The organism is Paenibacillus sp. D51F, from assembly GCF_053345695.1.
The window spans coordinates 151040-166365 of sequence record NZ_JBKFAO010000005.1 but is presented as its reverse complement, the minus strand read 5'-3'; the positions used below and the strand labels follow the sequence as shown (position 1 = coordinate 166365).

At 61.3% G+C, this 15326-nt stretch carries 12 protein-coding genes; 11 read left to right on the top strand and 1 reads right to left on the bottom strand.

Annotated features, from left to right (window positions below):
- Positions 1 to 172: 172 nt before the first annotated feature.
- Entirely contained in the window at positions 173 to 1588 is a 1416-nt protein-coding gene (locus tag ACLBWT_RS11495) for a DEAD/DEAH box helicase (RefSeq protein ID WP_447663265.1), read from the top strand.
- A gap of 298 nt (positions 1589 to 1886) precedes the next feature.
- On the opposite strand, the gene ACLBWT_RS11490 is transcribed toward ACLBWT_RS11495, so the two are convergent.
- On the bottom strand, positions 1887 to 2039 hold the full coding sequence (locus ACLBWT_RS11490) for a DUF1540 domain-containing protein (protein ID WP_447663264.1): 153 nt from the start codon (positions 2037 to 2039) through the stop codon (positions 1887 to 1889).
- A gap of 198 nt (positions 2040 to 2237) precedes the next feature.
- On the opposite strand from ACLBWT_RS11490, the gene ACLBWT_RS11485 reads away from it, so the two are divergent.
- The 10 genes from ACLBWT_RS11485 to ACLBWT_RS11440 all read left to right on the top strand — a co-directional run bounded on the left by ACLBWT_RS11485 (position 2238) and on the right by ACLBWT_RS11440 (position 15148).
- Positions 2238 to 3938, top strand: coding sequence for a methyl-accepting chemotaxis protein (locus tag ACLBWT_RS11485; RefSeq protein ID WP_447663263.1), 1701 nt, complete (start codon positions 2238 to 2240; stop codon positions 3936 to 3938).
- Between the two features lie 143 nt (positions 3939 to 4081).
- Positions 4082 to 5203: a cupin domain-containing protein gene (locus ACLBWT_RS11480; protein WP_447663262.1), complete on the top strand. Its 1122-nt coding sequence runs from the start codon at positions 4082 to 4084 to the stop codon at positions 5201 to 5203.
- A 170-nt stretch (positions 5204 to 5373) separates the two neighbouring features.
- Positions 5374 to 6528 (top strand): DUF3500 domain-containing protein, encoded by a 1155-nt coding sequence (locus tag ACLBWT_RS11475; protein WP_447663261.1) that lies wholly within the window; start codon positions 5374 to 5376, stop codon positions 6526 to 6528.
- 122 nt (positions 6529 to 6650) lie between these two features.
- Positions 6651 to 7493: a KPN_02809 family neutral zinc metallopeptidase gene (gene ypfJ / locus ACLBWT_RS11470; protein ID WP_447663260.1), complete on the top strand. Its 843-nt coding sequence runs from the start codon at positions 6651 to 6653 to the stop codon at positions 7491 to 7493.
- An 88-nt stretch (positions 7494 to 7581) separates the two neighbouring features.
- Entirely contained in the window at positions 7582 to 8604 is a 1023-nt protein-coding gene (locus ACLBWT_RS11465) for an AAA family ATPase (RefSeq protein WP_447663259.1), read from the top strand.
- A complete protein-coding gene (locus tag ACLBWT_RS11460; RefSeq protein WP_447663258.1) occupies positions 8604 to 9707 on the top strand; it encodes a DUF58 domain-containing protein in 1104 nt (367 codons plus the stop codon). The genes ACLBWT_RS11465 and ACLBWT_RS11460 overlap by 1 nt, the downstream gene beginning before the upstream one ends.
- Positions 9704 to 11215 (top strand): hypothetical protein, encoded by a 1512-nt coding sequence (locus tag ACLBWT_RS11455; protein ID WP_447663257.1) that lies wholly within the window; start codon positions 9704 to 9706, stop codon positions 11213 to 11215. The genes ACLBWT_RS11460 and ACLBWT_RS11455 overlap by 4 nt, the downstream gene beginning before the upstream one ends.
- 79 nt (positions 11216 to 11294) lie before the next feature.
- Complete coding sequence (locus tag ACLBWT_RS11450) at positions 11295 to 12824, top strand: phospholipase D family protein (RefSeq protein WP_447663256.1); 1530 nt, start codon at positions 11295 to 11297, stop codon at positions 12822 to 12824.
- A gap of 251 nt (positions 12825 to 13075) precedes the next feature.
- On the top strand, positions 13076 to 13846 hold the full coding sequence (locus ACLBWT_RS11445; protein ID WP_447663255.1) for an HAD family hydrolase: 771 nt from the start codon (positions 13076 to 13078) through the stop codon (positions 13844 to 13846).
- A gap of 93 nt (positions 13847 to 13939) precedes the next feature.
- On the top strand, positions 13940 to 15148 hold the full coding sequence (locus ACLBWT_RS11440) for an MFS transporter (RefSeq protein WP_447663254.1): 1209 nt from the start codon (positions 13940 to 13942) through the stop codon (positions 15146 to 15148).
- The last annotated feature ends 178 nt before the right edge of the window (positions 15149 to 15326 follow it).

The following is a 15326-nucleotide window of genomic DNA, read 5'->3' as shown; positions in this document are numbered from 1 at the left end:
TGCCCAAAAGCATGCAGGCTGCGGCTGGCGGCCTGCTTTTTTGGACGGTGCCGGAGCCTGAATGGAAGCGGCTTCTGCCAATGATCCTGTATTCCGGCTCTCCGATGGGTTATGATGGAGGGGAACGGTTCGTGAGCACACGCGAAAATAGACGTTTAACATAGGAGACCATATGAAATTCGAAGAACTGAACATCGCGCCGGCCATTCTCAAGGCGCTGAGCAAAGAAAACTACACGCAGCCTACGCCGATCCAGGAGAAGGCGATTCCGGCTGCGCTTGAAGGACGGGACGTGCTTGGCTGCGCCCAGACCGGCACAGGCAAGACGGCCGCGTTCTCCATCCCGATCATCCAGAAGCTGAGCGCTGGACGTCCGGGCGGCGGCAAGCCTTCAGGCAAGCGGGTCATCCGCTCGCTCATCCTGACGCCGACGCGTGAGCTTGCCATCCAGATCGAAGAAAACATCAAAGCCTACAGCCGGTTCACCGAGCTGCGCAGCGTCGTCATCGTCGGCGGCGTCTCCCAGCACGGCCAGGAGCTGCAGCTGCAGCGCGGCACGGATATCCTGATCGCGACGCCGGGCCGGCTGATCGACCTCATCAACCAGAAGCATGCCGATCTGCAGCATGTCGAAGTGCTCGTGCTGGACGAAGCCGACCGCATGCTCGACATGGGCTTCATCAACGACGTGAAGAAGATCATGACCAGGCTGCCCGCCAAGCGGCAGACGCTGTTCTTCTCCGCTACGATGCCTCCGGAGATCGCCCGTCTCGTGGAGTCGCTGCTCGTGAATCCGGTCAAGATCGAAATCACCCCGGTGTCCTCGACGGTCGATCGGATCGAGCAGTCGGTGTACCTCGTCGACAAGGAAAACAAGCTGTCCCTGCTTACCCATCTGCTGCAGGACGAGACGATCTCCTCGGTGCTTGTATTCACCCGCACGAAGCATGGAGCGGACCGCGTCGCGAAGGGCCTGGCGAAGAAAAGCATATCCGCCCAGGCGATTCACGGCGACAAGTCCCAGAACGCGCGCCAGGCTGCTCTGAGCAACTTCAAGAAGGGCGCAACGCGGGTGCTCGTAGCGACCGATATCGCCGCCCGCGGCATCGATATCGACGAGCTGTCCCATGTCATCCAGTTCAATCTGCCCAACATGCCGGAGACGTACGTGCACCGGATCGGCCGTACCGGCCGGGCCGGACATAGCGGAATCGCCGTTTCGTTCTGCGAGGTGGAGGAGCTCCCTTACCTCAAGGATATCGAGAAGGTGACGAAGAAGAAAATTCCGGTTGTATCCGACCATCCGTACCCGATGCTGGGGGCTCCGGCGCCATCGGAGAAGCCGGCCGTGCAGGCGAAGCAAGGCTCCTCCAAGGGCGGAGGCGGCCAAGCGAGGCAGGGCGGCCGCGGCGGGAGCCAAGGTTCCCAAGCGAAGCAAGCCTCCCCGGGCAGCGGCGGCGGTCAAGCCAAGCAGGGAGCCGGCCAAGGCGGCCAGTCGGGGCAAGGAGCCAAGCAGAGCTGGCAGCGCCGAGGCGGACAGCGTCCGGCAGGAGAGCGCACGGCAGCTCCGGCGAACAAGGGCCGCTAAGCAGCGGGCAGGTACTGCATCAGCAAGCTAGAGCGGCGTCAGCCGCCCGGCCAGAGGGCCGGGCGGTTTTTTTGCGTATAAGAATCTAGGTGGGATCCAAGCAAGATGGTGCCTCGGAGCGGGAGGCGTGCGGAGATGCGGCAGATGGGAATGGAGGCTGTCGAGAAGCTTGTTCAAGCCTGCAAGGGTGCGGGTTGAAAAATTTTCCCAAACAGTGATAATCATTATCACTGTTGGTTATGCTAAAGGGGAGCCGGAAATGAAAACGGACAGCCGGCGGTCGGCTGTCCGAGTCGAATCAGATTTTCGGTTCGAACGTTCGGCAGTCCGTTTCTTCGGAATTGCTGGCTTTTTTGCTGTGGCTGACGACATAAATGGATGCAGCCGCGCATTTATTGCCGGCAGCCCAGTACCGGCAGGAGTTCACTTCGCAAAGAACATCTTTGGCCATTGCATTCACCTCCCTGCTTATTAGCATGGCCGAACGGCAGGGGGGCTTATACCTTGGCTGCTTCCACGCCCGATTCCTCGAGTATCTCGATTCCAACAAACTGAAAGCCTGCCAATCACTTTTTGCCATTCCTCAATTTTTTTCTCCACTCCGTCGATAACATACGTATCTTTTGATACGGAGGGATCCAGAGACCCCATGAAAATTAATTTCAACATTAGAATGAAGCTGATCGGCAGCTTTGTTTTGGTTTCCTTGCTGTTTGGACTGTCATCCGTCTTTACGATCCGCACCGTGGATGATACGAAGAAATCCTATGACTACATCGTCAATACGGCAGGTGAATTGAGGTCTCTCGCCCAATCCATCCAGACCGATTCCGCGGTGCAGATCAGCGCATTCCGCGCTTATATGCTGTATGGAGATGCCAAGTACAAAACCCAGATCTATGACGCCAACAACCGGATCGACGCCGCAGTCAAAAAAGGGCTTGAGCTTGCAACTCTGGAGGAAACCGAAAAACGGCTGCAAGCTATCGACGATGCCAATCAGCAATTCAAGCAAGTAACCGTGAAGGTGATGAACAGTTATTTGAGCAACAAGAAAAAGGCGGCGGAAGAAGGCGTCACGATCATTCTTCCCGTCAGCGAATCCATTACGAGCCAGGCTGATTCCATGACGGAGTGGATAGGCGACACCGTTATCCGCAACAATGTCAGGAAGGCGGGAGACCAGGCTAATGCAGGCTTGATCGCCGTCATCGTCATCAGCACGGCGGCCGCTCTGGTCGCGCTGGCGCTGGGCATCCTCGTGTCGTGGTTCCTTACCCGTCCGCTCATCCGGCTGTCTGCATCGGTGAAGCAGGTAGCGGAAGGGAATCTGACGGGGGACAAGCTCGTTATCCGCGGCCGGGACGAAATATACCAGCTGAACGAAGCCTTCCATGAGATGACGGTCGGACTGAAAGAAATGATCGGGGGCATTGCCGGAAGCGCTGGACAGCTGGCCGCATCCGCCGAGCAGCTCAAGGTAGGGGCGCAGCAGTCGGGCAAGGCTGCCGAGACGGTCGCCTCCGCCATCCAGGAAATCGCGGGCGGCGCCGAGATCACGACGATGCGGCTGGATCAGAACCAGAATGCCCTCCAGGAAGTGCTGGGTGGCGCAAGGCTCATCTCGGCGAGCTCCGAGAGCGTGCTGCAGTTCTCCCGCCAGACGTTCGACGAGGCGGAGGATGGAAGCCGGTATGTGGAGGACAACCTGAACCAGATGAGATTCATTCATGAATCGGTCCAAAGATCCAATGAGGTGATCGCCTCGCTGTCCGGACGCTCCCGCGAAATCGGCGGCATCCTGAAAGTCATCGCGGATCTGGCCCGTCAGACCAACCTGCTCGCCCTGAACGCCGCGATCGAAGCCGCCCGCGCCGGCGAGCACGGCAGAGGCTTCGGAGTCGTGGCCGGCGAAGTAAGGGCGCTTGCGGAGCAATCGCAGCAGTCGGCCAAAAACATCGGCGCCTTGATCGCCGGCATCCAGCAGGACACGGAAGCATCCGTCGCCATCATGAGCGAGGTCGTGGCTGGTGCGCAGCAGGGACTGAGCATATCGGAGCTCACCTCGGAGAAGTTCTCCCGAATTCTGTCCGGCACAGAACATATGATTCCGCATATCGAGGAAATGGCGGCCGTCGTGAAGCAGATTACGGGCAGCATTCAGGAGGTCACCGACGCGGCCTCGCAGATCGCCGGCATCGCCCAGTCCCATGCGGCCGGCTCGGAGGAAGCCGCGGCCTCGACCGAGGAGCAGCTCGCGTCGATGGAAGAGATCCATGCTTCGGCCAGCAGCCTCTCCGCTATGGCGGAAGAGATGAAGCAGCTGGTCGACCGGTTCAAGATCGAATAGCTTGCTGAAGCGCGGGCCTGTGCCCGTGCTTTTTTGTCTTTTTTTTTGAATGCAGGCAATGGGCTTGCTGGCAGTGAGGAGCAGATCGGCCGTTCTGGGCATACAGTGAACTAGACTGCAACCCAGAGTGGAGGAATAAGAACGTGACCGATTCTGTCCTGCAATCCCCTAGTCTGACCTTATGCGCAGACTCCAATGAGGTGCTGAATTTCAAGCGAGATCCGCATAACTACATTACGCAGCTGTTCGGCGAGCAGCTCCCAGCCATCCGAACGGGTCTTTTCAACGTACACTTGACTAAAGGCATCATCATTCAACCCCATTGGCATACCAATGCGACGGAGCTGGTCTTCGTCATCAGCGGCGAAGTCATGACTTCCGTATTCGACCCGTTCACTCAGAAGCTGATGAGCTGCAAGCTGAAGCCGGGTCAGGTCGCCGTCTTGCCCAAGGGCTGGTTCCACTGGATCTTGACGCTGTCCGAGAAGGCGCATATCCTGACTATATTCGATCAGCCGACTCCGGATATCGTCTATGGCTCGGACTTCCTCCGTTTTACGCCCAAGGAAATCATGAATCTCGCGTACTGCGTCGATGAAGAAGAATATGCCAAGGCGGTGGCGCCGATCCAGCAGTCCCTCATTCTTGGGCCGCCTCCGGGCTGCGGCAAGGTACAGGCGCTGCAGGAGGCTTCCGGCGGTTACGGCTACGGCGCAGGCCACGCTCAGCCGCTCATGCAGGGAATGCCCGGCATGTACGGCCATGGATATGGCGGCGGGCAGATGATGCCGGAAATGCAGGGAATGCCCGGCATGTACGGCCATGGATATGGCGGCGGACAGATGATGCCGGAAATGCAGGGAATGCCCGGCATGTACGGCCATGGATATGGCGGCGGGCAGATGATGCCGGAAATGCAGGGAATGGTCGGCATGTACGGCCATGGATATGGCGGCGGACAGATGATGCCGGAAATGCAGGGAATGCCCGGCATGTACGGCCATGGGCATGGCGGCGGGCAGATGATGCCGGAAATGCAGGGAATGGCCGGCATGTACGGCCATGGATATGGCGGAGGGCAGATGATGCCGGAAATGCAGGGAATGCCGGGCCCGTACGGCCATGCCTATTCGTACAAATCCCCGGCTGCTCAGCATGAGGGGCGTGAGGGCCGCATGGGCGCTGACCAGCCGGAGGAAGCTGGAATGTACGTGTATGGCGGGAGCGGGCGTTTCGCTCCGGCAGCCGGCCGGACGAACGGATAAGTCGTCTGCAGAGGGGCGATGCCCTCAGTCATCCAATGGACTGAGGGACCGCTTCTTTTTGCGTTCTCCCGAAATAATGGAATGATCAGGCAGCCGAATGCGAATGCTAGGGCATGACAGGCAGGCGCCGCACCCGTTATTTCATCTTGATAAAGGAGTCTTACCCGATCATGAACAAAAGCATAGCCGCAGCGGCGCTTCTGGCGCTGACGCTGGCTTGGCCGGGCACTTCCGCCGGCGCGCAGGGAACAGCCGCATGGGCCGCATCTAAAGGCGGGGCCAATCCGGTCCAGAAGCCGGCTCCCGGCAAGAAGGGAAGCGGGGCGGATGTGTACAACGCCTTGCAGCAAGGCGTCGCCCGCGAGGCGACGGCTACTTGCTCCCGATTGCCCCATGACAGCCGAGTTGCTTGTCTTGCCCGCGCGCTCGAGGATACCCTCGCACCGCAGCAGCGCAAAGCGATCCGGTATCCGTTTACAGCGAAGCATGCGGTGGATTGGAGCTATTTCCCGCTCGAGGAGGCGCCCCGGAACGGCATTTCTCTGGGCTCGATGAGTCCCGCCAGCCTGGAAGCCTTCAAAGCGCTCGCTGCGGAAGCCCTTGGACCGCATGGCTACCATACGATGAAGGCGATCCTATTGGCCGATCAGGCGGAGCAGGAGGCTTCCGGCAATCCAAAATGGGATTCCCGCTTTTATCAGGTGGCGTTTCTGGGCGATCCGAGCGAATCGAGCCCATGGATGCTGCAGATCAGCGGCCACCATCTGGCTATCAACCGAACGTATCATACGCGCGAGCAAGGCTTGACCCCCATGTTCGTCGGCATCGAGCCGAGAATCTCTGCGGCGGGCGGCCGAACCTATGGGCCGATGGAAGGCCGGCTCAAAGCCTCCTACGAGCTGTTCCGCTCTCTGCAGCCAGATCAGCTGGCAGCGGCTCAGCTCGAGGAGAAGTTCGAGGATGTGCTTCTCGGACCGGGCAGGGATGCGAGGTTCCCCGAGCACGAGGGCCTTCCGTACGCCCATCTGGACGACAAGCAGAAGCGCAAGGTGAGAGAGGCTGTCACCGGCTGGGCGATCGATGCCCATCCTTCCGACATGCCGCAGCTGCTGGCGGACTACTTCACGGAGGAAGCTCTGGATAGGACCTACATCGGCTGGTCGGGCTCGTTGGACGACACGGGGCCGGGCTCCTACCTTCGGATCGAGGGCCCTCGCTTATGGATCGAATCCGTCGTGAAGAGGGAAGCTGCGATGCCCGGAGGCGGCCATGTCCATTCCGTCTGGCGCGACCGCAAAGCCGATTACGGCGGATGCTTTTTCTGACAGCCGGCACCGGGCTGGCCTCAAGAAAGCTCTTCCAGCGTCAAACCGCCTCCCGCGGGTATATCAAAGGTAAACCTTTCAACGGGAATACGACCTTTGGAGACAGACGAGGAGGAGTCGCCATGCGATGGCAAGGCAGACAAGGAAGCGGCAATGTGGAGGACCGCAGGGGAATGGGCGGCGGAGGCAAGCTGGTCGGCGGCGGAATCGGCGGGATCATCCTGATACTGATCGTCACGCTTCTCGGCGGAAACCCCGGCGACCTGCTCGGAGGCATGACCGGCGGGCAGAGCTCCTCGGAGCCCTATGAGCAGACGCAGCAGGAGCAGGAGCTGTCCCAGTTCGTGTCGGTCGTGCTGGCGGACACCGAGACGGTATGGAGCGACGTGTTCCAGAAGCAGGGAATGACCTACGAGAAGCCGACGCTCGTCCTTTACAACGATTCGGTCCAATCCGCCTGCGGCAGCGCGACCTCGGCGGTGGGACCGTTCTATTGTCCGGGCGACCGCAAGCTGTACATCGACCTCAGCTTCTATGACGAGCTGAAGCAGAGGTTCAAGGCGCCGGGCGACTTCGCGATGGCTTACGTCATTGCCCACGAGGTCGGCCATCACGTGCAGACGCTGCTCGGCACGATGGACAAGATCGCTCCGCTGCGCGATAAGCTCAGCGAGACGGAGTACAACAAGTACCAGGTCCGGCTGGAGCTGCAAGCGGACTATTATGCCGGCGTCTGGGCCCACTACGAGCAAGGAAACAATCTGCTCGAGGAAGGCGACGTCGACGAGGCTATGACGGCGGCCAGCGCGGTCGGCGACGACAGCATCCAGCAGCAGTCGCAAGGTTATGTCGTGCCGGAGAGCTTCACGCACGGCACGTCGGAGCAGCGCAAGCGCTGGTTCTACAAGGGCTTCGAATCGGGGACGATCAAGGGCGGAGACACGTTCAGCGTCCAGAATCCTTGATCTCATCCATCCAGGCAGGCGGGCTCTTCCGGGAGTCCGCTTGTCTGTTTTTTCCAGAACCCATTTGCTAGAATAGAATCGTAGAGGCATGCGGCCTGCTGAAGGCCCTCCTCAAGCGACGATATCGAGAGGAAGTGGGAAGGTGCATCAAGTGCAGCAGCTGGCCGCCAGAGTGAAGGAGAACATCAACCGGGTAATGGTAGGGAAGGATCGAGAGATCGACCTGCTGCTGACAGCTCTGCTGGCATCGGGGCATGTCCTGCTCGAGGATGTGCCGGGAACGGGCAAGACGATGCTGGCCAAGAGCCTGGCCGCATCGCTCAGCCTCGACTTCCAGCGGATCCAGTTCACCCCGGACCTGCTCCCCTCCGACTTGACGGGGATCCACTACTACCATCAGAAGGACGGCGAATTCTATTTCCGCAAAGGTCCTTTGTTCACGCAGATCGTGCTCGCCGACGAGATCAACCGCGCCACGCCCCGCACGCAGTCGAGCCTTCTGGAATGCATGGAAGAGCGGCAGATCAGCATCGAAGGCAAGACGATGGAGCTGCAGAAGCCGTTCATGGTGGTGGCGACCCAGAATCCCGTCGACAACCAAGGCACGTTCCCGCTGCCGGAAGCGCAGATGGACCGATTCATGATCCGGATGAATCTGGGGTATCCTTCCCGTGAGGAAGGCAGGGAAATCCTGCTGCGCACCGTAGGCGCCGTCTCCCCTTGGACAGAAGCGCTGCGGCCGGCCGCCTCGGCGGCGGAGGTGCTGGAGGCGCAGCGGCTGTGCGCCGGCGTATCGGTGCATGCCGACTTGCTCGATTACATGGTCGCCCTTGCGGAGGCGAGCCGCTCCAATCCGGGAGTCGCGCTCGGCATCAGCCCTCGCGGCACCCAGGCATGGATGCGGGCTTCCCAAGCCTATGCGGCCATGCACGGCCGCAGCTATGTGCTGCCGGATGACATCAAGCGGCTGGCTGTGCCGGCATGCGCCCATCGAATCGTGCTGAAGAGGCGTCATTCGACGGAGGTCCGGCCGACGGAAGCGCTCGTTCAGGAGCTGCTTGACGCGATGCCCGTGCCGAGCGAAGAAGGCCTTGGGGCCGAGGCCCGCTGATGGAGCTGCTGCTCCTGCTTGCCGTCTGCGGAGCTCTCGTTTACGCTCAGGGACTGGTGCTCGGCAAAGGATCGCTGCGCGGGGTGAAGGTGTCCCGCCGCTTCAGCGAGGAAGCCTGCTACGCAGGCGAACGGCTGGAAATTGTCGAGACGATCGAGAATGCCAAGGGGCTTCCCGTACCGTGGCTGCGCCTGGAGACGATGCTTCCAGCCTCTATCGTCTTCCGCGGCCGCGGAGATACGTCCGTCAGCCGGGGCCGAATCTATCAGAACCATACGAGCCTGTTCACGCTGCAGCCACGTGTCAAGATCGTCCGCACCCATCAGACGACCTGCGTCAGCAGAGGCGTATTCGTCATGGAGACGGCGTCGCTGACAGGCGGCGACCTGTTCTCCATCCACACGCCGTCGATCACCTTGTCGCTTCCGCATACGCTCACTGTATACCCGGCTCCGATGGAAGAGAGCGCCATGCCCGACTCCTGGCGAAGCTGGCAGGGAGAGCTCGAGGTGAGGCGCTGGATCGTCGAGGACCCGTTCGTCGCCAGCGGCACGCGGGCGTACTTGCCCGGAGACGCGTTCAACCGCATCGATTGGAAGGCATCGGCCCGCTCGCTGGAGCTGCAGGTGCGCCGGCATGGGCATACGGCCGATCCCCGCGCCATGATCCTGCTGAACATCGAAGAATCCGAAATGATGTGGGACCGGGTGACGAGGCCGGACGACATGGAGGCAACGATCAGCTGCGCGGCTGCTCTGGCTGCAGGAATGCTGGGCCGAGGCCTGGCGGCCGGATTCGCCCATAATGGAACGGTCAGCCGGCACTCGGACGATACCGGGAGAGTGGAGTTCGGCAGCGGCAGCGGGAAGCTCGAGGAGACGCTCGCTTCCATGGCTGCGGTAGAGCCGAGGATTCGGATGCCGTTTCATGAGCTGCTTCGGCGAGAAGCCGAGCTGGAGCTGTCCGCCGGGATGGATTATCTGCTCGTGACGGCGTTCCGGTCGGACCGGATTATGGAGGCTGCAGCCCTGCTGGAGCAGTCCGGCCACCGCGTTGCTTTTGTGGAACCGCCTCTCCGTACGAACGGAGGGAGACGGCCATGAGAAGAGATCGTTCCGCCGCCGGTCCCGAAACCCGTTCCGTGCCGGACGCAGCTTCTTCCCCGAAGGGAGATGCCGAACGCCCCGATCATGCGGCTGGAAGCGGAAGGGAGCACGCAGCCATGCAAGCTCCGCATTCCGGCTTGGAGCCGCAGTCTGGCCAAACGGCAAGGCTGGTCGTCCGTCAGCCTCAAGCGGCTCCGTTCATGCTGGTCTTTTCGCTCCTTGAATGTCTTGCGCTGTATCCGGTCCTGCTGCTCGGAGCTGTCTTCCCCATGTTCCGAGCTGCGGAGCTGCCGCTATTCCTGCCGCCGCTGCTGCTCGGCCTCATCGTGCTGGCGCTCCATGCGGCGGCTGCGATTGCCGGGAGCCGCGTATCCCATGGGCCTGCCGGGCGGCTGGCCAAGGCATTCCTCGCTCTGGCTGGCGCCGGCGCGGGAGCCTGGATCGGCCTGCGGCTGTTCCCCGGCGCATCCGAGACCGGAGCCGCCATCCGCGCTTGCGTATGGGGATTTGCCGCCGGAGCCGCAGCTGTCAGAGGGCTTATCGCAGGGCGGCGATCGCTGTGGAACCAGGCTGCGCCGATGCTCGTCCAATTGGGGATGCTGGCCTCGTTCGTCATCTATATCGTCGTCCTGACGAATGCCTACTTGAAGCCGTACGCCTTCTCCGTCCAGGCCTCCTTCACGCTTGCCCTGTGCCTGTATCTGCTTCGCCTGAACCGCCTTCAGGTCCAGCATGCCGCCGGCAAGGACGGGTTCGGCTGGCGGGGAACTCCCGCGATGCGGTATTGGAACCGGCTGCTGACGGGGTCCCTCGTCGCGCTCATGCTTGTGATCGGCGCCTGGCAAGGGCTTGCCGATTCCTTGCGCCATCTCCGCGACGCGCTGCTGGCGGCGCTGAGGCGTCCCCCCGCAGAGCAGGGGCTGCCCCCGCTCGAGCCGCAACAACCGCCTGCAGGCCAAGCGGGGCCCATGCAGCTGCCGGAGGCCAAGGAGCCGAACGAATGGATCGTGCTGATCGGCAATATCCTGATCGTCATCGTTCTTTTGATCGCCGCCGTCCTGCTGGCTTACTTCCTGTACCTCCTCCTGCGGCGCTTCCTTCCGGAGCGGATCCGCCAGCTGGCGGAAGCGCTGTTCCGCAGGCTCAAGCTGCTGAGGTCGCTCAAGGAGCCGGCCGGCGCGGGCTACTCGGACGAGGTCATCAAGCTGGAGCGGGTGCCCCGCAAGCGCAAGAAACGCTCCGCTGGCCGCAAGGCGCAGGAGGAGCCGAAGGGCGACGGCCGCGATCCGCGGATGCGGTATCGCTCCTTCATCCGCAGCGCGATAGCCGAAGGCTACGAATACAGGCCCAGCCTGACTCCCGAAGAGCATGCCGCCAATCTGTCCGCGGCGGAAGAGGCCTTCACCTCCCTGACGCCGGAGGAGGCTGGCAAGCTCGCGCAGACATACGGAGAAGCCAGGTACGGGAAGGCGGAGGACCGGACTCGAGGCCGCGGCGGCTCTTAGCGCTGCAGGCGAGCCTGTTTCAAATAGCAGCCAAGGGCGGTACACAAGGAAGAGAACCCTGTTAGGAGAGAACCCATCCATGAAACGACGAGCTTCGATCCCATCGCATCCTGTCTCTCCAAGCCGGGTCCAAGGCCGGTCCGGCCGGCATTCGAGGCCTTTTTACCGCAAGCCCTGGCTGCTTGCCGTCCTTGCCTTGCTGATCCTGTATGCTGGCGTCGTCGTTTATCAGACCCATAAGCCGCTTCCTCCCGGAGTATCCTTCGAGGGAACCGTCCATAACGTTCCGGACGGCAGCCTGGAGCTGCTTAACGATCTCACGCATCGGGACGCCAGCGGCGGGCAGCAGGTGGAGCAGCAGATTTTCGAGCGCATGTTCCAGGCGATCGGCAACGCGAGGCAGTTCATCGTTCTCGATATGTTCCTGTATAACGGCTATGCCAACAAGGGACAGTCCTACCCGCCGCTCAGCCGCAAGATGACGGATAAGCTGATCGAGCAGAAGAAGCGGTACCCCGAGCTTGCGGCAATCGTCATTACCGACGATGTCAACACCTCCTACGGCTCCCATGACGATCCGGAGCTGGAGCTTCTGAAGCGTGCGGGCATCCAGGTGTCGATTACGAACGTCAACCCGCTGCGGGACTCCAATCCGCTCTACACCGCCGCCTGGAGGATGACGGCCGGCTGGTTCGGGCAGCACGGCAAGGGCTGGCTTCCGAACAAGATGGCGAGCGAGGCGCCGGACATGACGCTGCGCGCTTACTTGAAGCTCGTCAACGCCAAGGCCAACCACCGCAAGGTGCTCATTACGGAGAAGGAGCTCGTCCTTGCAAGCGCCAATGCCCATGATTCCAGCTTCTATAATTCCAACAGCGGTTATGCCGTAAGCGGAAGCAGCGGGCTGATCGGAGAAGCGCTGCGGACCGAGCAGGCGGCTCTCGATCTGTCCAAGGCAGGCATCAGGCTGCCTGATGCTCCTCCGCCTGCGGCAGCCGAATCGGCCGGGCAAGGAACGATCGGCGTCCAGCTGCTGACCGAGGGCAAGATCCGCAAGCATGTGCTTGCCGATCTGAAGGCTGCCGGCGCCGGCGACACCGTGTGGATGGGCATGTTCTATCTGGCCGACCGCAGCGTCGTGCGGGCGCTGCTGGATGCATCCGGGCGGGGCGCCGCAATCCGGCTTATCCTGGACCCGAACGAAGTCGCCTTCGGCAACGGCAAGATCGGCATCCCGAACCGTCCCGTGGCGCAGGAGCTTGCGGACAAGTCGGACGGGAACATCCAGATCCGCTGGTACAACACGGACAAGGAGCAGTATCATGTCAAGGCGATGCTCATCGCAGGTCCGGAAGGCGCGGTCATCCATAACGGCTCCGCCAACTTCACGGCCCGCAATCTCGACGATCTGAACCTGGAGTCGAATCTGAGAATAACGGCCCCTTCCGGGAGCCGTGCGGCGATGGAGGCGGAAGCTTATTTCCAGCGGCTCTGGTCCAATGAGGATGCGCCGTATACAGTCGAATACGGCCAGTACGAGAATGACACGGTCTGGATCAAGCGTGTGCTTTACCGAGTCCAGGATCTGCTTGGCTTTACGACCTTTTGACGGATCAAACCGCACACGGCCCTATGGGGCCGGGGCGGTTTTTTTGCCGCTTGCGGGGCAGGACCGGAAGCAATCGACGGAATTCATCCTGAATAATCCCGGCATTGCTGCCTAATAGCCAGAGACAAGCGCGGAAAGCGGCCTTGCCGGCATTCCGCATGTCTATGCAAGAGCTACGCCCATCCTTTATATTGGGAAAAAGAGCGCTCCGCAAACGGATGGAAAGCGCGACAAGGGAGAGGACAAGCCATATGCCGCAGATCGTCGCAGCAGGCCGCATATTCGAAGCGGAAGCCATTTTGTTCGACAAGGATGGAACGCTCCTGGATTTCGTTCATACCTGGGGGGCATGGACGCGCCATATGAGGCAGCATTTCAGCGCCCGGCTGGAGGAACGGGGTCTTGAGCCGCTGTCTCTGGAAGAGCTGGGCAACGAGTGGGGAATCTCGTTCGCGCCGGAGGGCAATGCCGAGAGCTATGACCGCAGCGGCCCTCTGTCGATGGGTACGCTGCATGAGCTGCTGGCGCTGCTGAGCGCATGCGGCTACCGGCGCGGCCTGTCCTGGGCGGATGCCCGGGTGGCGGCCCATGAGAGCTGGCAGCATGCCGACCGTGAGCTCGACCGGGAGCGGGCCGCTCTCGCCCTGCCCGGCGTGACGGAGCTGCTGGCAGCCTGCCGCGCGGCCGGCATCCCGATGGCCGTCGTGACGGCCGACGAAACGAACGCGGCGGTCAAGCATCTTTCCTGGCTCGGCCTCGAAGGCCACTTCGGCGAAATCATCGGCACCGACCTTGTCGAACGAGGCAAGCCCTATCCCGATCTGGCGGAGCTCGCCTGCCGCCGGATGGGGCTGGACATATCCAAGGTCGTCATCATCGGCGACTCCAACGGGGATATGCTCATGGCCAAGGCGGCCGGAGCGGCGGCTGCGATCGGACTGGCTGCGGGCGATGCGGCGCTTCAGCTGCCGGATGCCGACGTCGTCGCGGCTTCCTGCGCAGATATACGGCTGCTGCCATAGTGCCGAAGCTGTCACATTTTCCTTATTGTGGAACATTGAATCCGTGATAGATTGAAGAAAACGGTTTCTTGGCCGTAAGGAGGATGGACATCCTTGAAGTCCTGGAAGCATGCAGCCCTTCTCGTCGGCGGATTGGGGTTTTCTCATCTCGGCAACTGGATCTATTTCGTCGCCATCAACATCGCCCTGCTGGAGCTGACGGACGGCTCCGCTGCCGCTATGGCAGGACTGTTCGTCATCCGGCCGATCGCGCTCCTGCTGACGAACTTCTGGTCAGGCAGCATCGTCGACCGCACCGATGTGCGCAAGCTCATGATGCTGACCGACGTCGTGCGCGGCACGCTCATGCTTTTTATTCCTTTCGCCTCCTCTGTATGGGTCATCTTCGGACTCATTTTCCTCATCAGCCTGGCCGGATCGTTCTTCGGTCCGAGCCAGTCGGTCTACATTACGAAGCTCATCCCGGCGGAAGACCGCCAGCGGTTCAACTCCATTCTCGGCATGAGCAGCTCGGGCGCCTTCCTGCTCGGGCCGGCCATATCCGGGCTGCTCATCTATCGTTTCGGCACGGACTTCAGCATCTATTTCAACGCCGTCACCTTCTTCGTCTGCGCCTTGATGATCTCGCTGCTGCCGGCGGTTCCTCGGCTCGAGGGGCCGGCCCGGGAACCCGTCACGCTGCGCATGCTTCGGAGCGATTGGGGCGTCGTGCGGAGCTTCGTCCTGACCGCGCCGTCCTTCCTGGCCATCTATCTGCTGTTCCAAAGCTCCGTCATCATCGGCTACTCGATCGACTCTCAAGAACTGACGTATATCAAGCAGCATCTCAAGCTGTCCACGGAGCAATACGGGTTCATCGTCAGCGTGACAGGGATCGGAGCGCTGGCCGGCTCCTTCACGGCAGCCCTGCTCGCGAAGCGGATCTCCTGGCGCTGGTATCTAGGTCCGGCGACGCTTCTGACGAGCGTCTTCTACTTCCTTTTCTATCTGTCGCATACGTTTTTCCTGGCTGCGGCGGCATTCGTCCTGCTCGGATTTTTCATGTCCTATGTCGGCGCCGGCTACGCCACCTGGTTTCAGAAGCAGGTGCCGTCCGACAGAATGGGCCGAGTGGCCAGCCTTGCCGACGCGGCGCAGGGAGCGCTGCAGATCGGCCTTACGCTTGCGGTCGGCGGACTTGCGGATGTGCTTGGGCTGCAAGCGGTGTGCCTGGCCTTCTCGGCGGCTGCCATCGCGCTCAGCCTGGGCCTGAGCATGAAGGTATGGGGTCGAAATCAGTCGAAAACGAATCCGGAATGCTAAGTATTACTTCGAAATACTTGATGGCAATTCAGACGGATCTGGCGGCTGCGGTGCCGGCAGCCATGCGGTTTTGCAGGATAAACGCATAGCAGACGCTATCATTTTGCACGAGAGGGGCTTAGGAGCCGCCAGCTGTTCTGCAAGACTTGGCGGACCGACCGCAGCTGACCGACCGCCC

Bases quoted from the DNA above. Each gene is read 5' to 3' on its own strand.
- ACLBWT_RS11495 (WP_447663265.1), top strand. From the start codon at position 173: ATGAAATTCGAAGAACTGAACATCGCGCCGGCCATTCTCAAGGCGCTG.
- ACLBWT_RS11490 (WP_447663264.1), bottom strand. From the start codon at position 2,039: ATGGCCAAAGATGTTCTTTGCGAAGTGAACTCCTGCCGGTACTGGGCT.
- ACLBWT_RS11485 (WP_447663263.1), top strand. From the start codon at position 2,238: ATGAAAATTAATTTCAACATTAGAATGAAGCTGATCGGCAGCTTTGTT.
- ACLBWT_RS11475 (WP_447663261.1), top strand. From the start codon at position 5,374: ATGAACAAAAGCATAGCCGCAGCGGCGCTTCTGGCGCTGACGCTGGCT.
- ypfJ (WP_447663260.1), top strand. From the start codon at position 6,651: ATGCGATGGCAAGGCAGACAAGGAAGCGGCAATGTGGAGGACCGCAGG.
- ACLBWT_RS11465 (WP_447663259.1), top strand. From the start codon at position 7,582: ATGCGGCCTGCTGAAGGCCCTCCTCAAGCGACGATATCGAGAGGAAGT.
- ACLBWT_RS11460 (WP_447663258.1), top strand. From the start codon at position 8,604: ATGGAGCTGCTGCTCCTGCTTGCCGTCTGCGGAGCTCTCGTTTACGCT.
- ACLBWT_RS11455 (WP_447663257.1), top strand. From the start codon at position 9,704: ATGAGAAGAGATCGTTCCGCCGCCGGTCCCGAAACCCGTTCCGTGCCG.
- ACLBWT_RS11450 (WP_447663256.1), top strand. From the start codon at position 11,295: ATGAAACGACGAGCTTCGATCCCATCGCATCCTGTCTCTCCAAGCCGG.
- ACLBWT_RS11445 (WP_447663255.1), top strand. From the start codon at position 13,076: ATGCCGCAGATCGTCGCAGCAGGCCGCATATTCGAAGCGGAAGCCATT.